Source organism: Mesocryomonas lacus (assembly GCF_055730105.2).
Map to the genome: position 1 here is coordinate 233,376 of NZ_JBUZWF020000005.1, position 20,433 is coordinate 253,808.

24 protein-coding genes are annotated in these 20,433 nt (G+C 67.0%); 11 read left to right on the plus strand and 13 right to left on the minus strand.

Annotation, left to right across the window (positions count from 1 at the left end; translation table 11 throughout):
- Nucleotides 1-228: 228 nt before the first annotated feature.
- The gene (locus ACZLZQ_RS18255) at nt 229-546 is read left to right on the plus strand and encodes a helix-turn-helix domain-containing protein (RefSeq protein WP_472950568.1); all 318 of its coding nucleotides are present in this window, start codon (nt 229-231) and stop codon (nt 544-546) included.
- A 47-nt stretch (nt 547-593) separates the two neighbouring features.
- Here the strand turns inward: ACZLZQ_RS18255 and ACZLZQ_RS18260 are convergent, their stop codons facing one another.
- Nucleotides 594-1,463: a LysR family transcriptional regulator gene (locus ACZLZQ_RS18260; protein ID WP_472950569.1), complete on the minus strand. Its 870-nt coding sequence runs from the start codon at nt 1,461-1,463 to the stop codon at nt 594-596.
- Nucleotides 1,464-1,569: 106 nt separating this feature from the next.
- Here ACZLZQ_RS18260 and ACZLZQ_RS18265 point away from each other — a divergent pair, with 106 nt between their 5' ends.
- The 5 genes from ACZLZQ_RS18265 (at nt 1,570) to ftsY (ending at nt 7,113) form a co-directional block, all read left to right on the plus strand.
- Nucleotides 1,570-1,794, plus strand: coding sequence for a hypothetical protein (locus tag ACZLZQ_RS18265; protein ID WP_472950570.1), 225 nt, complete (start codon nt 1,570-1,572; stop codon nt 1,792-1,794).
- Between the two features lie 82 nt (nt 1,795-1,876).
- Entirely contained in the window at nt 1,877-2,962 is a 1,086-nt protein-coding gene (locus ACZLZQ_RS18270; RefSeq protein ID WP_472950571.1) for an MBL fold metallo-hydrolase, read from the plus strand.
- Nucleotides 2,963-3,044: 82 nt separating this feature from the next.
- Nucleotides 3,045-3,947 carry a diaminopimelate epimerase gene (dapF, locus tag ACZLZQ_RS18275; protein WP_472950572.1) on the plus strand — a complete coding sequence of 301 codons (903 nt, stop codon included), beginning with the start codon at nt 3,045-3,047 and terminating at the stop codon, nt 3,945-3,947.
- Between the two features lie 16 nt (nt 3,948-3,963).
- A complete protein-coding gene (gene mtaB / locus ACZLZQ_RS18280; RefSeq protein WP_472950573.1) occupies nt 3,964-5,220 on the plus strand; it encodes a tRNA (N(6)-L-threonylcarbamoyladenosine(37)-C(2))-methylthiotransferase MtaB in 1,257 nt (418 codons plus the stop codon).
- Nucleotides 5,221-5,322: 102 nt separating this feature from the next.
- On the plus strand, nt 5,323-7,113 hold the full coding sequence (gene ftsY, locus ACZLZQ_RS18285; protein WP_472950574.1) for a signal recognition particle-docking protein FtsY: 1,791 nt from the start codon (nt 5,323-5,325) through the stop codon (nt 7,111-7,113).
- A 9-nt stretch (nt 7,114-7,122) separates the two neighbouring features.
- On the opposite strand, the gene ACZLZQ_RS18290 is transcribed toward ftsY, so the two are convergent.
- Nucleotides 7,123-7,461, minus strand: a complete 339-nt coding sequence (locus ACZLZQ_RS18290; protein WP_472950575.1) for an addiction module antidote protein — start codon at nt 7,459-7,461, stop codon at nt 7,123-7,125.
- A gap of 4 nt (nt 7,462-7,465) precedes the next feature.
- Nucleotides 7,466-7,765, minus strand: coding sequence for a type II toxin-antitoxin system RelE/ParE family toxin (locus ACZLZQ_RS18295; protein ID WP_472950576.1), 300 nt, complete (start codon nt 7,763-7,765; stop codon nt 7,466-7,468).
- 213 nt (nt 7,766-7,978) lie between these two features.
- Between ACZLZQ_RS18295 and ACZLZQ_RS18300 the strand changes: the two genes are divergently transcribed.
- Both ACZLZQ_RS18300 and ACZLZQ_RS18305 read left to right on the plus strand, forming a co-directional pair.
- Nucleotides 7,979-8,644, plus strand: coding sequence for a septation protein A (locus tag ACZLZQ_RS18300; RefSeq protein ID WP_472950577.1), 666 nt, complete (start codon nt 7,979-7,981; stop codon nt 8,642-8,644).
- 122 nt (nt 8,645-8,766) lie between these two features.
- The gene (locus ACZLZQ_RS18305) at nt 8,767-9,582 is read left to right on the plus strand and encodes a tellurite resistance TerB family protein (RefSeq protein ID WP_472950578.1); all 816 of its coding nucleotides are present in this window, start codon (nt 8,767-8,769) and stop codon (nt 9,580-9,582) included.
- A 54-nt stretch (nt 9,583-9,636) separates the two neighbouring features.
- Here the strand turns inward: ACZLZQ_RS18305 and ACZLZQ_RS18310 are convergent, their stop codons facing one another.
- From ACZLZQ_RS18310 to ccmA, 8 genes are all read right to left on the minus strand, one after another.
- The gene (locus tag ACZLZQ_RS18310; RefSeq protein WP_472950579.1) at nt 9,637-10,200 is read right to left on the minus strand and encodes an NUDIX hydrolase; all 564 of its coding nucleotides are present in this window, start codon (nt 10,198-10,200) and stop codon (nt 9,637-9,639) included.
- Nucleotides 10,201-10,204: 4 nt separating this feature from the next.
- Nucleotides 10,205-10,498, minus strand: a complete 294-nt coding sequence (locus tag ACZLZQ_RS18315) for a type II toxin-antitoxin system RelE/ParE family toxin (RefSeq protein ID WP_472950580.1) — start codon at nt 10,496-10,498, stop codon at nt 10,205-10,207.
- Nucleotides 10,495-10,746, minus strand: coding sequence for a type II toxin-antitoxin system ParD family antitoxin (locus tag ACZLZQ_RS18320; RefSeq protein WP_472935538.1), 252 nt, complete (start codon nt 10,744-10,746; stop codon nt 10,495-10,497). Before ACZLZQ_RS18320 ends, ACZLZQ_RS18315 begins: the two co-directional genes overlap by 4 nt.
- A gap of 66 nt (nt 10,747-10,812) precedes the next feature.
- Entirely contained in the window at nt 10,813-11,427 is a 615-nt protein-coding gene (locus ACZLZQ_RS18325) for a DsbE family thiol:disulfide interchange protein (protein WP_472950581.1), read from the minus strand.
- A complete protein-coding gene (ccmD, locus tag ACZLZQ_RS18330; protein ID WP_472950582.1) occupies nt 11,424-11,606 on the minus strand; it encodes a heme exporter protein CcmD in 183 nt (60 codons plus the stop codon). Before ccmD ends, ACZLZQ_RS18325 begins: the two co-directional genes overlap by 4 nt.
- 14 nt (nt 11,607-11,620) lie before the next feature.
- The gene (locus ACZLZQ_RS18335; RefSeq protein ID WP_472950583.1) at nt 11,621-12,376 is read right to left on the minus strand and encodes a heme ABC transporter permease; all 756 of its coding nucleotides are present in this window, start codon (nt 12,374-12,376) and stop codon (nt 11,621-11,623) included.
- A gap of 182 nt (nt 12,377-12,558) precedes the next feature.
- Nucleotides 12,559-13,218 carry a heme exporter protein CcmB gene (gene ccmB / locus ACZLZQ_RS18340; RefSeq protein ID WP_472950584.1) on the minus strand — a complete coding sequence of 220 codons (660 nt, stop codon included), beginning with the start codon at nt 13,216-13,218 and terminating at the stop codon, nt 12,559-12,561.
- Complete coding sequence (gene ccmA, locus ACZLZQ_RS18345) at nt 13,215-13,892, minus strand: heme ABC exporter ATP-binding protein CcmA (RefSeq protein WP_472950585.1); 678 nt, start codon at nt 13,890-13,892, stop codon at nt 13,215-13,217. Before ccmA ends, ccmB begins: the two co-directional genes overlap by 4 nt.
- Nucleotides 13,893-14,318: 426 nt before the next feature.
- Between ccmA and acnA the strand changes: the two genes are divergently transcribed.
- The 3 genes from acnA (at nt 14,319) to ACZLZQ_RS18360 (ending at nt 18,883) form a co-directional block, all read left to right on the plus strand.
- A complete protein-coding gene (gene acnA, locus ACZLZQ_RS18350; protein ID WP_472950586.1) occupies nt 14,319-17,069 on the plus strand; it encodes an aconitate hydratase AcnA in 2,751 nt (916 codons plus the stop codon).
- A gap of 382 nt (nt 17,070-17,451) precedes the next feature.
- Nucleotides 17,452-18,216, plus strand: a complete 765-nt coding sequence (locus tag ACZLZQ_RS18355; RefSeq protein ID WP_472950587.1) for a DUF1223 domain-containing protein — start codon at nt 17,452-17,454, stop codon at nt 18,214-18,216.
- Between the two features lie 343 nt (nt 18,217-18,559).
- A complete protein-coding gene (locus ACZLZQ_RS18360) occupies nt 18,560-18,883 on the plus strand; it encodes a DUF2794 domain-containing protein (protein ID WP_472935606.1) in 324 nt (107 codons plus the stop codon).
- Between the two features lie 48 nt (nt 18,884-18,931).
- Here ACZLZQ_RS18360 and ACZLZQ_RS18365 read toward each other — a convergent pair whose 3' ends face one another.
- Together ACZLZQ_RS18365 and ACZLZQ_RS18370 are read right to left on the minus strand one after the other, a co-directional pair.
- Complete coding sequence (locus ACZLZQ_RS18365; protein WP_472950588.1) at nt 18,932-19,504, minus strand: GNAT family N-acetyltransferase; 573 nt, start codon at nt 19,502-19,504, stop codon at nt 18,932-18,934.
- Nucleotides 19,505-19,611: 107 nt separating this feature from the next.
- Entirely contained in the window at nt 19,612-20,376 is a 765-nt protein-coding gene (locus tag ACZLZQ_RS18370; RefSeq protein WP_472935529.1) for a Bax inhibitor-1/YccA family protein, read from the minus strand.
- Between the last annotated feature and the right edge of the window lie 57 nt (nt 20,377-20,433).

Here is a 20,433-nt window from a genome sequence, read left to right on the forward strand (position 1 = left end):
CGGGAGGGGCACGGTCGGCGGCTCGCGGACGGACAGTCGCGGATTTGGGAGACGTAAAGCACGCTTGGGCGGAAGGGTCAAGAAAAGCGCGGGCGTGGTACGGCGACATCTTGGCCTCCATAGGACGCAGTGCTATACAACTCTATGGGGCCGCGCATCTTTATGGCAACCTGGTTCCCCTTCAGGTTCAGCAACTGATCGACAGCGGCCACTGGAAGGAAATCGAAAATGGCCACGAAGTTTAAGTCGGACGCCTTCGAGGCCATCCATGCGTCCGCCACGGCGCTGCATGCGGTCGGGGCCATGGACAAGGCCACGCTTCGCAGCTTCGACGCCACTTGCATCGATGTGCCCCCGACCTTCGAGCCGGACGAGATCAAGGCGCTTCGGGAAAGCCAGAACGTCAGCCAACCGATCTTCGCGCGCTACCTCAACACCAGCGCGTCGACGGTCCAGAAATGGGAGAACGGTGCCAAGAAGCCAAGCGGCCCGGCGGTCAAGCTCTTGGCGATCGTGCAGAAGCATGGGTTACAGCTGCTAGCCTGACCAATACCCTCGCGGCCGCAATGGTCAAACTTGCCCACGCGTGGACCTCAGGACAGCCCCAGCTTCAAAGTAAACGCATCGCGGACTGCGTCGGCCATGCCAGAGACGGCAGAAGCGCGAGAGTTGGCATTCTGCAGCAGGCCGACACTCGATGCATCAATGACGTCGAACCCCTCCTCCAGCGTCAACTCGCGGCACTGATGCGGAATATGACTTCGTGACAGCGGTGCGATCGCCAGGCCGCAGGTCGCGGCAGCCTGCAGCGCACCACTGGTGTCGGCGGTGTAGGCGATGCGGAACGGCACCGCCAACTTCTGCAGCGAGGCGAGCGCCGCAGCCCGGCACCAGCCTTGCGTGTCGTTGAGAGCCACAGGCAAGGGGCGGTTCTCGTGGACACAATGCACCGATGACGTCACCCAGACGGTAGGGTCGATCATCAACGGCTCGGCCATGACGCTGCCTGAGGGCTCGAACACCACGGCAAGATCGAGATCGCCCGCCTCGAAAGCCAGCCGGTGGGCCGCAGACTGGCCGTACTTGACCGTCACCTCGACCAGTGGATGCAGCTTGGCAAACACGCCAAGCGCCTTCGGTAGGAGGGTGTGACTATACTCTTCCGGGACCCCGATCCGAACGGGGCCGTTCAGCGGCCGAAGCGGCATCGCCGCAGCGGTCTCGTCGATCAGGGCAATGATCCGCCGCGCATTGGCGAGCAGCATTTCGGCTTGCGCCGTCAGGGCCACACCTCGGGGTCCGCGATCGAACAGCACAGACCCCACGACATCTTCCAGCCGCTTGATCTGCAAGCTGACGGCAGACTGGCTCCGCCCAACGATCTCGCCGGCACGGGTGAAATTCAGCGTGTCGGCAACCGCAACGAAGGTGCGCAGGAGGTCGCTGTCGAGTCCGTTGGCCATCTGTCGCATCCCTCCCCCGGTATTCGTATTCGTCATGACTAGGCCGCCTGGAACTCGTTGGTCAAATGCCTTCACGGCTCCGAGGATGACGGCCGGAGGATCGACAATGGCATGGTACAGCAGCATTTTCGGGTTGCGGCGGCGGGTGGCGCTTTGGCGCGACGCACTATTTTTACGGGTGGATGCGGAGGCGCGAGCGCTGGAGGACGTTCTCGACAAGCTCGATGACCGCCTGCTGAACGATGTCGGCCTTGATCGCGCCGAACTCGAGCGGCATCGACGCAGACCGAAACGAAGGGCCGTGCGCGAATGGGATCGGTGGCAAATCTGAAGCCCCCTGCGGATCGCACCGCGCGGCACCATCTGTCATGACGTCTCGCACGATGTTCAGCAGGCGATCCCTAAGGCCATCCATGAAACCCTTCGCCAATCCCTATTACCGCGGCCTGATCTCCGACCATTTCGACGGCACCCGCTTCTTCAACCCCGGCGGCGAGATGCCGGCCTCGCTCAAGGCGATCTGGGAGTGGCAGCGCTCGGGGCAGCGGGAGCGCTGGCCGCCGAGCGTGCCGAGCCCCTTGCCGCTCGATGTGCCGCCGGCCCGCGTCGGCGGCGATGCCGCGCGGATGGTGGCGGTCGGGCATGCGAGCTTCCTGCTGCAGGTCGGCGGGCTGAACATCCTCATCGACCCCGTCTGGTCGGAGCGCTGCGCGGCGCCTTTCGGGCCAAAACGGTTCAACCCGCCGGCGGTCCGCTTCGAGGACCTGCCGGAGATCGACGTCGTCTGTGTCTCGCATTCGCACTACGACCACATGGACAGCGCGACGCTGCAGCGGCTCTTCGACGTGCACCGGCCGCGCTTCATCGCGCCGCTCGGCTGCGACACGCTGATCCGCGGCTTTCGGCGGGGCGCCGACGTCTCGGCGCACGACTGGCACGACCGCGTGGTGCTGAACGACGCGGTCGCGGTGACGCTCGACCCGACGCATCATTGGTCGGCGCGCGGGGCGCTCGACCGGCGAATGACGCTCTGGGCCTCATTCGCCTTCGAGACCCCGGCCGGGCTGATCTACTGCGTCGGCGACAGCGGCTTCCATGGCGGGATCAACTACCGCGCCGCGCGGCAAAAGTTCGGGCCGCCGGCGCTCGCGGTGCTGCCGATCGGCGCCTACAAGCCGCGCACCGTCATGCGCCCCCAGCACCAGGACCCGGACGAGGCCGTGCGCGGCGCACGGTTCCTGGAAGCAGAGCTGACGCTCGGCAGCCATTTCGGCACGTTCCAGCTGACCGACGAGGCGGAGGAGGACCCGGTGCTGCGCCTGTCCCAGGCGCTGGCGCGGTGGGATCTGCCGGCGGAGCGCTTCGTCGCGGGCTGGCCGGGGCAAGTCGTGCAGTTGCCGCACGGATTGGGATCGCCCCTGCCGGGACCGCTCGCCGTTACCGCGGCGACAACGACGCCGACGGACTTCGGCGAGGATGAAAGTGCGGCGACCATCTGATCGAAGTCAAGGCGCAGGATGCGCGTCCTTCCCGTCGTTTCGAAAACTGGTAATCGGCCGCCGTTTCCGCCATATAGCCGGCATGACAGACGCCTCTGATCCCGGGACCTCGGTCCCCTTTGCGCGCATGAACGGGCTCGGCAACGAGATCCTCGTCGCGGACCTGCGCGGGCGCAGCGGGCGGATATTGCCGGCGGCCGCGATCGCGCTGGCGGGCCGGGCGGAGACGAAGTTCGACCAGATCATGGCGATCCACGATCCCGTCACCGACGGCACCGATGCGCTCGTGCGGATCATCAATGCAGATGGCTCGGAAGCGGGCGCCTGCGGCAACGGCATGCGCTGCGTGGTGCAGGCGATGGCGGCCGAGCTGGGCAAGCCGACATTCACCTTCGAGACCAAGGCCGGCATCCTGTTTGCGGAAGAACATGCCGATGGGCTGATCTCCGTCGACATGGGCACGCCGAAATTCGGCTGGCATGACATTCCGCTCGCGGAGGAGTTTCATGACACCCGCGCCATCGAGTTGCAGATCGGACCGATCGACGCGCCGATCCTGCACTCGCCTTCGGTCGCGTCGATGGGCAATCCGCATGCGATCTTCTGGGTAACCGATGACGTCTGGTCCTATGCGCTCGACCGTTTCGGCCCGATCCTCGAGAACCACCCGATCTTTCCCGAGCGGGCCAACATCTCGATCGCCCGCGTCACCGCAAATGATGCGATGACCATCCGCACCTGGGAGCGCGGCGTCGGGCTGACCCGGGCCTGCGGCTCGGCCGCTTGCGCCGCCGCGGTCTCCGGCGCCCGTACCGGCCGGACGGGACGGCGCGTGACCGTCACGGTCCCGTGCGGCGATCTCCTGATCGACTGGCGCGACGACGACCGCGTGGTGATGACCGGGCCCGCAGAGTGGGAATGGTCCGGCCGCCTCGACCCTGCGACCGGCGCCTTCGCGCGCGATGCCGAGACCGTTTCGGCGTGAGGCTTGGCGGGCGGTCATGAGCGTCGAGGTCCATTCCTTCGGCTGCCGGCTCAACACCTATGAGGGCGAGGTCATGCGCCGCGAGGCGGTGGCCGCCGGGGCGACCGACACCATTTTGATGAACACCTGCGCCGTGACTTCCGAGGCCGTGCGGCAGGCGAAGAAGGCGATCCGCAAGATCCGCCGCGAGCGGCCGGAAGCGCGCATCGTCGTCACCGGCTGCGCGGCGCAGACGGATCCCGCGGGTTTCGCAGATATGGCCGAGGTCGATGCCGTCCTCGGCAATGCCGAGAAGCTGCAGCGGACGAGCTATGCCGCCCTCCCCGATTTCGGCGTGTCGGCGTCGGAGAAGATCCGCGTCAACGACATCATGAGCGTGACGGAGACCGCCGGCCACATGGTCGACGCGATCGAGGGCCGCGCGCGGGCGATCGTCGAGGTGCAGAACGGCTGCGACCACCGCTGCACCTTCTGCATCATCCCCTTCGGCCGCGGCAATTCGCGCTCGGTGCCGATGGGCGCGGTGGTCGACCAGGTCCGGCGGCTGGTCGATGCCGGCACGAACGAAGTGGTGCTGTCGGGCGTCGACCTGACCAGCTATGGCGCCGACCTGCCGGGCGCGCCGCGGCTCGGAACGCTGGTCGCCGCCCTCCTGAAGCGCGTGCCGGATCTCGCGCGGCTGCGACTCTCGTCGATCGACAGCGTCGAGGCGGACTCGGAACTGGTGCAGGCGATCGGCAGCGAGACCCGGCTGATGCCGCATCTCCATCTCTCGCTGCAGGCGGGCGACGACATGATCCTGAAGCGGATGAAGCGCCGGCACACCCGCGCCGACGCCATCGGCTTCTGCGCGGACATTCGCGCGAGCCGGCCGGACATCGTCTTCGGCGCCGACATCATCGCCGGCTTCCCGACCGAAACCGAGGCGATGTTCGAGAACTCGCTGGCGCTGGTGGCCGAGTGTGGGCTGACCTATCTCCACATCTTCCCGTTCTCGCCGCGTGAGGGGACGCCCGCCGCCCGCATGCCGCAGCTGCCGCAGAAGGTGGTCGCCGAGCGCGCTTCGCGGCTTCGGGCGCTGGGGACGGACGCGCTCAACCGGCACCTCGACGCCAAGGTCGGGCAGCATGGCAGCGTTCTCGTGGAGCGCGGGAACAGGGGGCGGCTGCCGGACTTCACCCCCTGCAGCCTCGACTTCGGCACCCCCGGCGAGATCGTCGAGGCCAAATTCATGGCGCATGACGGCGTTCGCCTGACGGCGCTGCCGGCCTGAAGGGCTGCCAAGCCGGCCGGCATGCTGTAGTGCGTTCTGCACAGCAGCGGTGACATCGACCGCAAGCGCGCCCCCGGGCGCAGGATGGGACTTCGAGACGATATGCTAGAGAAAAAAGGCTTCTTCCGGCGCGTCTTCTCCTTCGGCAGCGAGGCCGATCGGGCGGGGGCGGCCGCCGCCCCGGCGCCGGTCCCGGCCGCCGAAGAAGCATCGGCCCGTCTGCCGGACGAGCTGGCACCAACGGAGACTGGCCCCAGCACGGCTCTTGAACAGGCAAGCGACGGTAGTGCACCGCGGTCCGCCTCGGACATGCTGCCGGCGGCAGCGCAGGCCGCCACGCCGTCCCCTGAACTGACCCCTGAGCCAGCCCCAGAGACGGCCGCAAGCCCTACGCCGGAGGATATTGCCGAGCCCGTGCCGGCCGCGGCGCCCATTTCGGCCGCCGAGGCGGACGAGGCTGTCGTTCTCCCAGCGGACGAGCCGGAATGGCTGTCGGCCGATGCGCCGGAGCCGGAAGCGGACTTCTCCTGGCTCGATGCCGACGCGCCCGTGGTCGATGCCGATGCGAGCGCCCCTGAAGCCGGGACCGATGTCGTCGCCGCCAACGCCGCGGCCTTGGATGTCGACGGCCGTGCGACGGCGGAGGACATTCCCGCTGCCAGCACCCTCGCCGGCGAAACCGCCCTTGACGCGGCGCCGGAGACCGCGAGCGAGATCGCCGGGGACCTGACCGCCGCCCGACCGGCACCGTCTTCGGATGAGGATTTCTCCTTCCTCGCGCCGGATGCGCCGCTGCCGGAGGCCGAGGAAGAGGCCGACTTTTCCTGGCTGGAGCCCGACGCTCCCCTGCCGGATGCGCCCGACGACACGTTGCCGGCCGCCATCGGCACCGGGGCGGCCCGCGTGGTGGCGCCCGACGCCGGCTTCCGGCTACGCGAGGCGGCAGCGACCGCCCCTGTCACGCCAGCCGTCCGCGTTCCCTGGTTCGAGAAGCTGCGCGAGGGCCTCGCGCGCTCGTCGAGTCAGCTGTCCGGCTCGATCACCGCGCTCTTCACCAAGCGCCGGCTCGACGAGGAGACGTTGCAGGATTTCGAGGACGTGCTGATCCAGGCCGATCTCGGCGTCGAGACGGCGCTGCGCATCACCGATCGCCTTTCAGAGGGGCGCTTCGGCAAGGAGATTTCGGGCGACGAGGTCCGTTCGATTCTCGCCGACGAGGTCGAGGCAACGCTGCGACCGGTCGCCGTGCCGCTGGAGCTCGACCTCGAGAAGAAGCCGCACGTCATCCTGGTGGTCGGCGTCAACGGCACCGGCAAGACGACGACGATCGGCAAGCTCGCCGCCAAGCTGACGCGCGGCGGCCTGAAGGTGACGCTCTGCGCCGGCGACACGTTCCGCGCCGCGGCGGTCGAGCAGCTGAAAATCTGGGGCGAGCGCACCGGCTCGACCGTCATCGCCAAGGCGATCGGCGCCGACGCCGCTGGTCTGGCTTACGAAGCCTACGATGCGGCGGTCGAGAACGGCTCGGACGTCCTCATCATCGACACCGCCGGCCGGCTGCAGAACCGCACCGAGCTGATGGCAGAGCTCGAGAAGATCGTCCGCGTCCTACAGCGTCGCGAGCCGGATGCGCCGCATACCGTGCTGCAGACGCTCGATGCCACCACCGGCCAGAACGCTCTCAACCAGGTCGAGATCTTCCGCAATGTCGCGGGCGTCAACGGGCTGGTGATGACCAAGCTCGACGGCACCGCCCGCGGCGGCATCCTCGTCGCCATCGCGGCGAAGTTCAAACTGCCGGTCTACTTCATCGGCGTCGGCGAGGGCATCGACGACCTCGAGCCGTTTAAGGCGCGGGATTTCGCGACGGCGATCGCGGGGCGGACCGCCTGACGAGGGGCGTCAACGCGTGCCAAAGTCTTCCTCAACGGGACTTGATGCGTCGCTGGTCTTAGCCGACAAGGTCATTCCAAGTGACCGGATCACCTTCAGGATGGTCTGGAAAGCGGGATTGCCGTCCTTGCCGAGGGACGCATAGAGGCTCTGGCGGTTGATATCGCAGTCGTCGGCGACCTGCGCCATGCCCCGCGCCCGGGCGATGGCGCTCAAGGCTGCCCGGATCTCGCCGGCATCGCCGTCTTCCATGACCATGGACAGGTACTCGGCCTGCGCTTCCGGCGTAGCCAGATAATCGGCAGCGTCCCATTTCGGCAGGTCGTCCACCCGGATCTTGTCTGCCATGGCGTTACTCCTCGATGTCCCGTGCCAGCAGTCTGGCGCGCAGGATGTCCTGCTGCTGCGTGCTCTTGTCACCACCGCACAGCAGGATGATGAGAATGCTTCCCCGCCGTGCGAAGTACAGGCGGTAGCCAGGTCCGTGATCGATCCGCACCTCCATCAGGCCGTCGCCGACGGCTTTCACGTCGCCGAGAAGCCCTTGTTCAAGACGCGCGATCCGGCGGGTGATCCTCAGCACGGCGGTACTGTCTCGGAGCCTCGATATCCAGCGATCGAACTCTGCAAGCCGCCTGACTTCCATTGCCATTTGTCGCGCAGACACGACATGGGGTCAAGCACACCGCGCCTTGCTTCAAAGTTGGGTTGGAAGTTCGAAATACCCGTGCGCCGTCTTCGTTCGAAGGCAAGACAAGACCGACGCAGACTGGCATGAGACATCCGAGAAACGCGACACGGAGGGGGCAGAAGCCTCACATCCGTCGTCTTCCGGCTCTAGCGGCAGGACAAAGAGGAATTTTCCATGGCCGACCATCTGATCGAAGGCTCCCCGAACGCGCCGGAGGAGAAGCAGATCAACCCGCTGCTGAAGTTCGCACTCGAGCTTGGGCCCCTGGTGGTGTTCTTCTTCGCCAATTCGCGCGGCGAGTGGCTGGCCGGGCATTTTCCGGCGCTGGCCGAGCTCGGCGGGCCGCTGTTCATCGCCACCGCTCTGTTCATGGCCGCCACGATCATCGCGCTGTCGGTGTCCTGGGCGCTGACGCGCACGCTGCCGATCATGCCGCTGGTCTCCGGCTTCTTCGTCGTGGTGTTCGGTGGGCTGACGCTCTGGCTGCAGAACGAGACCTTCATCAAGATGAAGCCGACCATCGTCAACACGCTGTTTGCGGTGATCCTGCTCGGCGGCCTTCTCTTCGGGCGCCCATTGCTCGGCTACGTCTTCAACCAGGCGTTCAAGCTCGACGATGCCGGCTGGCGCAAGCTGACGCTGCGCTGGGGCATCTTCTTCCTGGCGATGGCTGTCATCAACGAAATCGTCTGGCGCAATTTCTCGACGGACTTTTGGGCCGGTTTCAAGGTCTGGGCGACCATGCCGATCACCATGGCCTTCATGCTGTTCCAGATCCCGCTGCTGCAGCGGCACGCGACCGAGCCGCTGGTCAAGGAATACGTCAAACCGAAGAAATGACCGGCGAGACCGGCGATCCGGTGACCGCGTCGTTTTGGCGCAGGAAGCCGGGTCCCGACCATTGCGAAGCGGTGGAGGCGTCCCGATATCGGATCCAATCGCCCTCATCGCAAGGATTCTCGATGTTCGACGTGCAGAAGCTTCTCGGCCAGTTCCTCGGCACCCCCGGCGCGCCGGGCCAAGGCGGCAACCCGGACAACCGGCAGAGCCAAGGCGGTCCGCTCTCAGGCGTCGGCGGCCTGCTGGGCGGCGGCGGCGGCTCCGGCGGCGGCTCCCTCCAGGATACGATCGGCGGGCTGATCCGCACCCATGGCGCCTCGGCGCTGTCGGGGGGCCTTGCTGGCGGCCTTGCCTCACAGCTGTTCCGCGGCAAGGGCGTCGCCAAGATGGGCGGCACCGCGCTGAAGCTCGGCGGCGCCGCCGTCGTCGCAGGCCTCGCCTATAAGGCCTACCAGACCTATCAGGCCAACAATGCCCGCCCGGCCCTGCCCGGCGCCTCGCCGCTGCCGCAGATCGCGGCGCCGACGGCCGCCGGCGAACTGCCGGCTCCCTCCGGCACTGCCTTCCTTCCCGAAGGCCAGGAGGATGCCCGCGCGCGGTTGATGCTCTCGGCGATGATCGCGGCTTCGAAGGCCGACGGCTATATCGATGCCGGCGAGCAGGAGGCGATCTTCGGGCGGATCGACGATCTCGGCCTCGACGCGGAGGAGAAGGGCTTCGTCATGGACGAGATGCGCAAGCCGCTGTCGATCGATGATCTCGTCGCCGGCGCGACGACGCCGGAAGCGGCGATCGAGATCTACACCGCCTCGCTGCTCGCCATCGATCCCGATCATCCAGCCGAAAAGGCCTATCTCGACCAGCTGGCCACCAAGTTGAACCTGCCGGCAGAGCTTACGGCGCAGGTTCGCCGCACCACGGAAGAAGCCGTCGCCTGACGGCTGACGCCCGGCATCTTGCACCGCGCTTGGTGCAAGATGCCGGAGAGTGCCCTAGAACTCGCCGGTCGGCAGCAGCCGGCCGTCGGGCATGCGGTCTCCGGTGGCGTCATCCGGATTGCCGAAAGGCACCGGCGACGCGCCCTCCTCCGCCGCGATGTCGTGGCGCAGCGCCCAGTGCACCGAGGGGAAGGCGAGATCGTCCCACGGGATGTCATTCGGCTCGAACAGCGCCACCTCGAGGCTTTCGACGCCGGCGGCGATTCCGGGCGTCTCCAGCGTCGCGCGATAGATCAGCTGGACTTGGCTGATGCGCGGCACCGAATAGACCGCCAGCAGCCGCTCGATCCGCAGTTGCGCTGTCGCCTCCTCGAAGGCCTCGCGGCGTGCGCCATCCTCCGGCGTCTCGTTCAGCTCCATGTAGCCGGCCGGGATCGTCCAGAACCCCTCTCGCGGCGCGATCGCCCGGCGGCAGAGGAGGATCTTGCCCTCATGCCTGACGACCGAGCCGACGACGATCTTCGGGTTCTCGTAGGCGGTGAAGCCGCAATGATCGCAGATCTTCCGCGGCTGGTTGTCGCCGTCGGGGATGCGGGTGGTGAAGGCGGGATCAAGCATGCGGCTACAGATGGTCCTCGAAATTCATGGCGTCGTGAAGAATGCAGACGACGATCAGTCCGCCATCCGGTCCCCGGCGAAAGAACGCTCGGTGCGCCCGCACACGGTGTGAGAAGAGACCCGGCTGCGTTGCCGACTCGTTCCGTGAACCGGGATAGCCGTCGGAGATCAGAGAGCAGATCTGCGAAATATGGGTGACGTAGACATCGGCCTGCGCTGGGCCAAAATGGCGTCGCGGGAAACGGTGGAGGTCCTGGAGATCGGCGCGCGCCTCGGGCAGGAACTGGACCGGGCTCACGGCGCGTCCTTCGTCTCCAGTTCCATCTCCGCCAGAAACTCATCGAGATCGAAGGGCACCGCCGGGCCGCTGGCCTCGCCCTTGGCAATCTCTTGGCGGAGCCAATCCAGCTTCGCTTCCTCCCGCTCCAGAAGACGGAGCGCCGCAACGAGAACGTCGCGTGCATTCTCGTAGCGGCCGGATTCGGTTTGCCGGTCGATGAAGCTTTCGAAATGGGCGCCCAGCCCGATCGCCTGCATGTCTCCCATGGAAGTCTCCTTCGCCAAACATCGCCAGAATAGCAAAGATGGATGGCAGAGACACCGGACAATCGCTCAGCCGGCCGCGCCCTTGCCGCCCGCCGCCAGCACCTTCTGCAGCGCCGGGTAGAGCTTTTCCGACACATCCTCCGGGCTGAACGGGCCCGTCTGCTTCCAGAGGATCTTGCCATCGGCGGAGACCAGGAAGGTTTCGGGCACGCCATAGACGCCCCAGTCGATGCCGGTGCGGCCGGAGACGTCGGTGCCGATGGCGGCATAGGGATTGCCGAGGCCGCCGAGGAAGCGGCGGGCGTTATCGGGCTGGTCCTTGTAGTTGATGCCGACCAGCCGGAAGCGCTTGTCCTTGGCGAGCTCCATCAGCACCGGGTGCTCCTGCCGGCACGGCCCGCACCAGGAGGCGAAGATGTTGACGAGCATCGGCCGCCCGTCGCTGTTGGCGAGATTGAGGCCGGGCACCGGCGCGCCGTCGGCGAGCGTCATGCCGTCGAGCGGCGGCAGGTCGGTCGGCGGCGCGGGTGACCCGATCAGTGCTGAGGGAATCTCCTGCGGATCATGGCCGGAGACCAGCTGGAACAGGAACAGGCCGGCAAGGCCCGTGAACAGGAGGAACGGCAGGAGGACGAGGAGCGAGGGACGCCGGCGGCGGACCGGCAGCGCGTCGCCGCTCATGCCGAGGGCCCGTTCGATGGCCCGCGCGACGAACGCCGGCGCAGCCCGCTCGCCTCGAGCGCTGCGATCTCTGTGCGGCGGGCGCGGGCGTCGAGGAACACCCAAGCGGCAAGGCCGATCAGCGCCAGCGCGGATATGCCGTAAGCCGAGGCGATGAAGCCGAAATAGTCGTTCTGCATGGGATAAGATCCGTTCAGGCGTCGGCGGCGCGCAGCGACAGTTTCGTCAGCGCGCGAACGCGGCGGCGCAGGATTTCCGTGCGCATCGCTGTGAGGTGGAGCGCGAAGAACAGCAGCGTGAAGCCGATGGCCGAGAACAACAGCGGCCACAGGAAGACTGCCGGCATCGACGGCCCGCCCGCGCGCATGACGCTTGCCGGCTGGTGCAGCGTGTTCCACCAGTCGACCGAGAACTTGATGATGGGGATGTTGACGAAGCCGACCAGCACCAGGATCGCCGCCGCGCGCGCCGAGCGGCCGGGATCGTCCAGCGCCCGGGTCAGCGCGATCAGCCCGAGATACATCAGGAACAGGATGAAGACCGAGGTCAGCCGGGCGTCCCACACCCACCAGGTGCCCCACATAGGACGGCCCCAGATCGAGCCGGTGATCAGCGCGAGCGCCGTGAACACGGCACCGATCGGCGCTGCCGCCTTCACCGCGACGTCGGCCAGCGGATGGCGCCAGACCAACGTGCCGAGCGCCGAGACCGACATCACCGTCCAGGCCATCATCGAGAGCCAGGCGAAGGGCACGTGGATGAACATGATCTTCACCGTCGCGCCTTGCTGGTAGTCGTCGGGCGCGGTGAGGCCGAGATAGAGACCGGCCGCGAGCGCCGCCACCGTCAGGCCGTACAGCCAAGGCTGCACCGCCCCGGACAAAGCCAGGAAGCGCGTCGGATTGGCAAGGAGGGCGAAGCGGCCGGGGGTCGCGGAGAGGTCGGTCATGCCGTTACTTTAGAAGCAGTGCAAATGCCGCGCAAATAGACATTTGGGTGAACGCGCGGGGATCTCGCCTGTGCCGGGAGACCACGGACCCGGCGACTCGCCGGACGATGCCGGCTGCCGCGGTGGCCCCGTCGCCGCGGTGACGCGAGTCGATCGCCGCTGTTCCCCTCGCCACAGTAAGGTCAGTCGCCCCCGTGCTTCAGGGCCGCGGCCGCCGCGATAGGGCCCAGCACGGCGAAGAACAGCGTCAGCGCGCCGAGGATCATCAGCGGCGGCAGGAAGGGATCGGGCTCGTTGACGGCGGCATAGCTCGCCGAGACGCCGAAGATCAGCACCGGGATCGCCAGCGGCAGCACCAGCACCGAGACGAGAAGCCCCCCGCGCGGCAGGGCGACCGCGACCGCCGCGCCGACGGCGCCGATCAGCGTGATCGCGGGGGTGCCGACGAGGAGGGTCAGCATCACCGCGCCCATGGCAAGCGGCTCCTGCGCCAGGAACAGGCCGAGCACCGGCGTCGCCAGCACCAGCGGCAAGCCGCTCGCCGCCCAGTGCGCCAGGCATTTGGCCAGAACCACCAGCGGCAGCGGCGTGTCGCCCATCACGAGAAGGTCGAGCGTGCCGTCCTCGCGATCGGCCTGGAACAGTCGGTCGAGCGTCAGCAGCGCCGAGAGCAGCGCGCCGATCCAGAGGATGGCGGGGCCGATGCGCGCGAGGAGGTTCAAGTCGGGGCCGATGCCGAAAGGCACCGTGGCGATAACCGCAAGGAAGAAGATGACGCCGGTAGTCGCGCCGCCGCCGCCGGCGAAGGCGAGCCGCAGGTCGTGGCGGAAGAGCGCGATCACAGCCAGCCCTCGGCGGCGGCAAGGTCGGCCGGGCTGAGCACGGCCCCGGCGGGCAGCGGAACCCTCGGTGCAAGATGCAGTTCGCGCATGCCCGCGCCGAGCGGCTGGTGCGTCGCGGCGATCGCCATGCCGCCGCCGGCGACATGGGCGGCGAGGAGTTCGGCGAACAGTTCTTGCGAAACCGCATCGAGCGCCGCCGTCGGCTCGTCGAGGATCCACAGCGGCCGGCGCACCGCCAAGAGACGCGCCAGCGAGGCCCGCCGCTGCTGGCCTGCGGAGAGGTAGCCAAAGGGGAGACCCGAGACGTCGGGCAAGCCGACTGCGGAAAGCGACGCGGGGATCGACAGCGCGGGGCCGCCGAGAAAACGCTGCCAGAAGCGGAGGTTGGCGCCGACCGAGAGCGTCGGCTTCATCGCGTTGCGGTGGCCGAGGAAATGCGCGACCTCGCCGGTGCGCCTAGCCGCCTCCCCGTCGGAGGTCGCCATCCCCTCGACCGTCAGCGTGCCGCCGGCGAGCGGCAAGAGGCCGGCGAGCGTGCGCAGGAGCGTCGACTTGCCCGCCCCGTTCGCTCCGGTCACCAGCAGCGCCTCTCCGGCGGCGAGGGTGAAATCGAGCGGCCCGACGATCACCGTGCCGCCGCGCGCGGCCGAAAGGGTTGTGGCGACGAGCCTCACGAAACCCTGGCCTCGATCAGCGGGGCGACGCAGCGATTCGGACGGAAGCGATCTCCGGCGCGGGCGGCCGCGGAACGGTGGGGGTCGTGCGACATCGAAGGGAAGCAGCCAGCGATCATGCCCGATGCTTTGCCGCAATCGCGCCGGGGCGTCCAGCATGGCGCGGGGCTTTCGCTATCGGCCGGGCCCTGCGGATAATCGCCTATTCCGCGGTGCAACGCCCTTTATAGCCGTTACAAACTTGCCTATAAGGGCCGCAACCACACCAGCGACCGGGGTGGAACGTTAGCGCCGAAGAGAGAATCCCCATCTGGCACCGGTGGGTTTCGGGGCGGACATGCGGAAATGGTCGTACCCGCACCTTCAGGCGCATCTTTGGCGCGAGCAGGCGTTCGCCTTTCGGACAATCATCCAGTTCGGGAAGGAATGACGCCCGTGTCGCACCCAGACAGCTTCAAATGCCGCAAGACGCTCCACGTCGACGGCAAGCCCTACATCTACTTCGATCTGCAGGAAGCCGAGCGCAACGGCCTCACCGGCGCCTCCCGCCTGCCGTTCTCGATGAAGGTCATCCTCGAGAACCTCCTGCGCAACGAAGACGGCCGCACCGTCAAGGCCGATGACATCCGCGCCTGCGCCAACTGGGTCGACGACCGCGGCAAGGCTGGGCACGAGATCGCCTACCGCCCCGCCCGCGTGCTGATGCAGGACTTCACCGGCGTGCCCGCCGTGGTCGATCTCGCGGCGATGCGCGATGCCACCCGCCAGCTCGGCGCCGACCCCAAGAAGGTCAACCCGCTGGTGCCGGTCGACCTCGTCATCGACCACTCCGTGATGGTCGACTTCTTCGGCCAGGCCGACTCGTTCAAGAAGAACGTCGACGTCGAGTACGACCGCAACGGCGAGCGCTACACCTTCCTGCGCTGGGGTTCGGAAGCCTTCCAGAACTTCCGCGTCGTGCCGCCCGGCACCGGCATCTGCCATCAGGTGAACCTCGAATATCTCGCGCAGACCGTCTGGATCAAGGAAGAGAACGGCGAGACCATCGCCTATCCCGACACCCTCGTCGGCACCGATTCGCACACCACCATGGTCAACGGCCTCTCGGTCCTCGGCTGGGGCGTCGGCGGCATCGAGGCGGAAGCGGCCATGCTCGGCCAGCCCGTCTCCATGCTGATCCCGGAAGTCATCGGCTTCCGCGTCGAGGGCAAGCTGCCGGAAGGCACGACGGCGACCGATCTCGTCCTCACCGTCACGCAGATGCTGCGCAAGAAGGGCGTCGTCGGCAAGTTCGTCGAGTTCTTCGGCCCGGGCCTCTCGAACCTCACCCTGGAAGACCAGGCGACGATCGCCAACATGGCACCGGAATACGGCGCCACCTGCGGCTTCTTCCCGGTCGACAAGGACACCATCGGCTATCTCGAGGCGACCGGCCGCGACAAGCACCGTATCGCGCTGGTCGAAGCCTATTCGCGCGCCCAGGGCATGTACCGCGACGAGACCAGCACCGACCCGGTCTTCACCGACTTCCTCGAGCTCGATCTTTCCACCGTCGTGCCCTCGCTCGCCGGCCCGAAGCGCCCGCAGGACCGCGTCGCGCTGACCGATGCCGCGTCATCCTTCAAGACCGCGCTCGTCGAACTGCAGGGCGACAAGAAGAAGATCTCGGCCGACGAGGCCCGCTTCGTCTCCGAAGGGGCCACCGGTGCCTTCGACAGCCCGGCCGTCTCCCGCTACGACGTCGAGGGCGCGACGCACGGCATCGCCGACGGCGACGTGGTGATCGCCGCGATCACCTCCTGCACCAACACGTCCAACCCGAACGTCTTGGTCGCCGCCGGCCTCGTCGCCCGCAAGGCGCACGCCAAGGGCCTCACCGTGAAGCCCTGGGTGAAGACCTCGCTCGCGCCCGGCTCGCAGGTCGTCACCGAATATCTCGAGAAGGCCGACCTGCAGAAGGACCTCGACGCGATGGGGTTCAACCTCGTCGGCTATGGCTGCACCACCTGCATCGGCAATTCCGGCCCGCTGCCGGAGGCGATCTCCGAGGCGATCACCCAGAACGACCTCGTCGCCTGCTCCGTCCTGTCGGGCAACCGCAACTTCGAGGGCCGGGTCAATCCGGACGTGCGCGCCAACTACCTGGCCTCGCCGCCGCTGGTCGTCGCCTACGCCATCGCCGGCTCGATGTTCGTCGACATCACGACGGAATCGCTCGGCAAGGATCATGACGGCAACGACGTCTTCCTGAAGGACATCTGGCCGACGACGCAGGAGATCGCCGAGATCGTCCGCGCCACCGTCACCCGCGACATGTTCGAGACCCGCTATGCCGACGTCTTCAAGGGCGACGAGCACTGGCAGAAGATCGCCGTCTCCGGCGGCCTGACCTACGACTGGGACGACCGCTCGACCTACGTCCAGAACCCGCCCTACTTCGAGGGCATGACCATGGAGCCGGTGCCCGTCACCGACATCCACGACGCCCGCATCCTCTCGCTCTTCCTCGACTCGATCACCACCGACCACATTTCCCCGGCCGGCTCGATCAAGGCGAACGGCCCGGCCGGCGACTATCTCGTCAGCCACCAGGTCCGCCCGGTCGACTTCAACTCCTACGGCGCCCGCCGCGGCAACCACCAGGTGATGATGCGCGGCACCTTCGCCAACATCCGCATCAAGAACCAGATGGTGCCGGGCATCGAAGGCGGCATGACCAAGCACGAGCCCTCGGGCGAGGTCATGGCGATGTACGACGCCGCCATGAAGTACAAGGAAGAGGGCGTTCCGCTGATCGTCTTCGCCGGCAAGGAATACGGCACCGGCTCGTCGCGCGACTGGGCGGCCAAGGGCACCAACCTTCTCGGCGTCCGCGCCGTGATCGCGCAATCCTTCGAGCGTATCCACCGTTCGAACCTCGTCGGCATGGGCATCGCGCCCTTCGTCTTCGAAGAAGGCACGTCCTGGCAGACGCTGGGGCTGACCGGCAACGAGAAGATCACCATCGAGGGCCTGACCACGGTCAAGCCGCGCCAGAAGATGGAGGCGGTGATCACCCGCGCCGACGGCAGCACCGAGCGGGTCACGCTGCTCTGCCGCATCGATACGCTGGACGAGCTCGAATACTTCAACAATGGCGGCATCCTGCAGTACGTGCTGCGCCGCCTCGCCGCCTGAACCGCGGCGAAGGCCCGATGGCCTGAACAATGACGCCGCCGGAGAGATCCGGCGGCGTTTTGCATCGGCGGAAAGCCGCCGGGTGCCTCATTTCCTTTCGGACATCCCCGCACCAATGCCTTTTCCGTCATCGTTTTGCCCGGGCGGGAGAGCATCTCTTCCCCGGCTCATCACGGAATGGCCGAGGAGCGGGACCAATCTTTCACTGCCAATTGACTGGTGGATCGGCCGCGGCCACCCTAGGGTGCAGCCGAACATCCAGACGGCGCGAGCTGTTTCCCGCGCCTCTTCGCGGCGGATCATCGCCAGCGCGACGGACACTCCGTCGGACCATCGGCCAAGCGGAGCAGACGAGCGTCTTGTCGCGAAAAAGTAGAACCACATGACCGGCCGGGCGATCGCCTTTGCCGCCCTGATCGGCTTCGGCATGCTGGCCGCCGCTCCCGCGAGCGGCCAGGGCATGTCCGCCGACAGCCGCTCCGTGCGGGGCGTGGTCGAGCTCTTCACCAGCCAGGGCTGCGCCTCCTGCCCGCCGGCCGAGGAAATCCTCAGCAAGCTCGCGGCCGATCCCGGCATCATCGCCCTCGCCTACCACGTCGACTACTGGGACTATATGGGCTGGACCGATCCGCATGGGTCGCGCACCAACACCGAGCGGCAGCGCGCCTACGCGAAAGCGTTCAACGCCGGCACGATCTATACGCCGCAGGCGATCGTCAACGGTAGCCGCGACGTCGTCGGCTCGCGCGCCGGCGAGATCGACAAGGCGGTGAGCGAAACGGCGCTGACCGACGGCAAGGCCTCGGTCTCGCTGGTGCTGCAAGGCGACCGGCTGCACATCACCGCGGACGGCCCCCTGACCGTTCCCGGCGGCAAGACCCCGGTCTTGATGCTGATCACCTATAACCGGGCGACGCGGACGGTGGTCGACACCGGCGAGAACAAGGGCATGACCCTCGTCAACTCGCATGCGGTGCGGGACTGGCGCATCCTCGGCATGCTCGACGGCAAGCCGCTGGCGGTGGACATCCCCGTCTCCATGCTAAAGCCGGAGGACGGCGAAAACGGCTATGCCGCGGTGCTGCAGGCGCTCGGCGACAAGGGCGGTCCCGGCCCGATCCTCGCCGCAGCGGCGCTGGAGTTCTAGCGAAACGCGCATCCGAAAGGATGCAGGAATGGCTGTCTGTCCGCTTGAGGCCTGAGCGTCTTTCCCCAACGGGGTCAGCGCCACTTCTTGGCAGCATGCGCGGGTATCCGCGGCTCATCCCCGGCCATGCTAGAGGCGCATCGAGAAGCAGCCGAGACCTTGCTCCGGCGCACGCAGCGCGTCCCGGGCTTGAAAATCTTTTGCCGGGTTCGATGTTTCATGCGACCATCCGGGGACTGAAAGGGGATGCTCTAGCATCCTGGTCGGCCCGGCAAGGTCGATCATCGGAAAGGGATCTGATTTGGCTGACGCCGCTTCGAACAGCGAGAGCACCGCGACGCTCATCGACTTCAACGCCGCCCGTAGCCCCGCCCCGATCGTATCCTTCGACCGTCGCGAGCTCTCCGAGATCCTCAACGTCTACGGCCGCATGGTCGCCGCCGGCGAGTGGCGCGACTATGCCATCGACATGCTGAAGGACCGCGCGGTATTCTCGATCTTCCGCCGCACCAGCGAGATGCCGCTGTTCCGGATCGAAAAGAACCCGAAGCTCGCCCGCCGCCAGGGCGCGTTCAGTGTGGTCGCCGCCGGCGGCCTGGTGATGAAGCGCGGCCACGAGCTCGGAACCGTGCTGAAGGTCTTCGACAAGGCGCTGAAGCTGGTCTGAGGCGCTCGCCGCCGGGTTATCCCGGAGCGACAGGCCGCTCCGCCGCCGTCAGCTGCCGGCCGGGGTGTAGAGGCTGCCGGGATAGGCCGCCTCGTCGGGCAGGCTCCTGGCGCCCTCGCCAAGCTGCAGCTGCATCAGCACGGTGTCGATCCACTTGCCGAACTTGAAGCCCGACGCCTGGAAGATGCCGATGGTGCGAAAGCCCGCGCGCTCGTGCAGCCGGATCGAGGCGACATGGTCCGAACCGCCGATCACCGCGACCATCTGGCGGAAATCCTTGGCGGTGCATTCCTCGACCAGGCGCAGCAGCAGCGAGCGGCCAACGCCGTGGCCGTGCACCTCGGGCGCGATGTAGATCGCGTCCTCTACCGACCAGCGATAGGCTGGCCGCGTCCGGAACGGACCGGCATAGGCGTAGCCGACGACCCGGCCCGCGCCGTTGGCGGCGACGAGATACGGGTAGCCTTGCGTCTTCAGGCTGTCGAAGCGCGCCAACATCTCGGCCTCGGTCGGCGGATCCAGCTCATAGGACGCGGTACCGTTCAGCACCGCATGCGCGTAGATCTCCGTCAGGCGTGGGACGTCGGCTCGAACAGCCTCCCGCAGGGCATGGGCACTCATCGGCGATCCTTGATCTGGCATCTGTCAGGCGGTCATTTGGCAAGAACCCGGGCAAAAGAAAAGGGCGACCCGAGGGCCGCCCTTTCTGATGTCCATCCGGATGCGGCTTAGCGGCGGTCGCCGAACAGCTGCAGCAGGAACATGAACATGTTGAGGAAGTCGAGGTAGAGACGCAGCGCGCCCATGATCGCCTTGCGGCCCATCACGGCGGTGCCGTCGCCCTCGTAGTACATTTCCTTAATCTGCTGCGTGTCGTAGGCGGTGAGGCCGGCGAAGACCAGGACGCCGATCGCCGAGATGGCGAAGGACAGCGCGCTCGACGCCAGGAAGATGTTCACCACCGAGGCGATCAGGATGCCGATGACGCCCATGAACAGGAACGAGCCCCAGGCCGAGATGTCCCGCTTGGTCGTGTAGCCGAACAGCGACAGCGCGCCGAAGGAAGCGGCGGTCACGAAGAACACCTGGACGATGGATTCCTGCGTGTAGACCATGAAGATCGTCGCGAGCGACAGGCCGACGAGACCGGCATAGGCCCAGAACGTCATCTGCGCGGCCGGTACGCTCATCTTGTCCACCCGGAACGAGAGGAACATCACGAGGCCAAGCGGCGCGAACATCAGCACCCACTTCAGCGGCGAGCCGAATACGGCCTGGCCGAGCGGCGTCAGCGCTGTGATGTCGCCGGCGCCGTTGGTCACCACCGAGAGCGAAAACATCGCGTAGGCGGCGACACCGGTGATGGCGAGACCCAGCGCCATCAGGTTGTAAACCTTCAGCATGTAGGTCCGCAGGCCCTGGTCGATGGTGACATCGACCCTCGAACCGGCGGTGGGGACGCTGCGCGCGCCCTGATTCCAGTTGTCAGCCATGGAAAACTCCTTTTCTGCGTGTCCCGTCGGGTGTCGGCCCGGCCCATGCAAAGGGAG

What these genes read in the sequence shown, in the direction of transcription:
- ftsY (WP_472950574.1), top strand. Translation starts at nt 5,323, where the DNA reads ATGCTAGAGAAAAAAGGCTTCTTCCGGCGCGTCTTCTCCTTCGGCAGC.
- ACZLZQ_RS18290 (WP_472950575.1), bottom strand. Translation starts at nt 7,461, where the DNA reads ATGGCAGACAAGATCCGGGTGGACGACCTGCCGAAATGGGACGCTGCC.
- ACZLZQ_RS18270 (WP_472950571.1), top strand. Translation starts at nt 1,877, where the DNA reads ATGAAACCCTTCGCCAATCCCTATTACCGCGGCCTGATCTCCGACCAT.
- ACZLZQ_RS18325 (WP_472950581.1), bottom strand. Translation starts at nt 11,427, where the DNA reads ATGAGCGGCGACGCGCTGCCGGTCCGCCGCCGGCGTCCCTCGCTCCTC.
- ACZLZQ_RS18255 (WP_472950568.1), top strand. Translation starts at nt 229, where the DNA reads ATGGCCACGAAGTTTAAGTCGGACGCCTTCGAGGCCATCCATGCGTCC.
- ACZLZQ_RS18265 (WP_472950570.1), top strand. Translation starts at nt 1,570, where the DNA reads ATGGCATGGTACAGCAGCATTTTCGGGTTGCGGCGGCGGGTGGCGCTT.
- ACZLZQ_RS18305 (WP_472950578.1), top strand. Translation starts at nt 8,767, where the DNA reads ATGTTCGACGTGCAGAAGCTTCTCGGCCAGTTCCTCGGCACCCCCGGC.
- ACZLZQ_RS18320 (WP_472935538.1), bottom strand. Translation starts at nt 10,746, where the DNA reads ATGGGAGACATGCAGGCGATCGGGCTGGGCGCCCATTTCGAAAGCTTC.
- ACZLZQ_RS18365 (WP_472950588.1), bottom strand. Translation starts at nt 19,504, where the DNA reads ATGAGTGCCCATGCCCTGCGGGAGGCTGTTCGAGCCGACGTCCCACGC.
- ccmD (WP_472950582.1), bottom strand. Translation starts at nt 11,606, where the DNA reads ATGCAGAACGACTATTTCGGCTTCATCGCCTCGGCTTACGGCATATCC.
- ACZLZQ_RS18355 (WP_472950587.1), top strand. Translation starts at nt 17,452, where the DNA reads ATGACCGGCCGGGCGATCGCCTTTGCCGCCCTGATCGGCTTCGGCATG.
- ACZLZQ_RS18295 (WP_472950576.1), bottom strand. Translation starts at nt 7,765, where the DNA reads ATGGCAATGGAAGTCAGGCGGCTTGCAGAGTTCGATCGCTGGATATCG.
- ACZLZQ_RS18300 (WP_472950577.1), top strand. Translation starts at nt 7,979, where the DNA reads ATGGCCGACCATCTGATCGAAGGCTCCCCGAACGCGCCGGAGGAGAAG.
- ACZLZQ_RS18260 (WP_472950569.1), bottom strand. Translation starts at nt 1,463, where the DNA reads ATGGCCAACGGACTCGACAGCGACCTCCTGCGCACCTTCGTTGCGGTT.
- dapF (WP_472950572.1), top strand. Translation starts at nt 3,045, where the DNA reads ATGACAGACGCCTCTGATCCCGGGACCTCGGTCCCCTTTGCGCGCATG.
- ACZLZQ_RS18335 (WP_472950583.1), bottom strand. Translation starts at nt 12,376, where the DNA reads ATGACCGACCTCTCCGCGACCCCCGGCCGCTTCGCCCTCCTTGCCAAT.
- mtaB (WP_472950573.1), top strand. Translation starts at nt 3,964, where the DNA reads ATGAGCGTCGAGGTCCATTCCTTCGGCTGCCGGCTCAACACCTATGAG.
- ACZLZQ_RS18310 (WP_472950579.1), bottom strand. Translation starts at nt 10,200, where the DNA reads ATGCTTGATCCCGCCTTCACCACCCGCATCCCCGACGGCGACAACCAG.
- acnA (WP_472950586.1), top strand. Translation starts at nt 14,319, where the DNA reads ATGACGCCCGTGTCGCACCCAGACAGCTTCAAATGCCGCAAGACGCTC.
- ACZLZQ_RS18370 (WP_472935529.1), bottom strand. Translation starts at nt 20,376, where the DNA reads ATGGCTGACAACTGGAATCAGGGCGCGCGCAGCGTCCCCACCGCCGGT.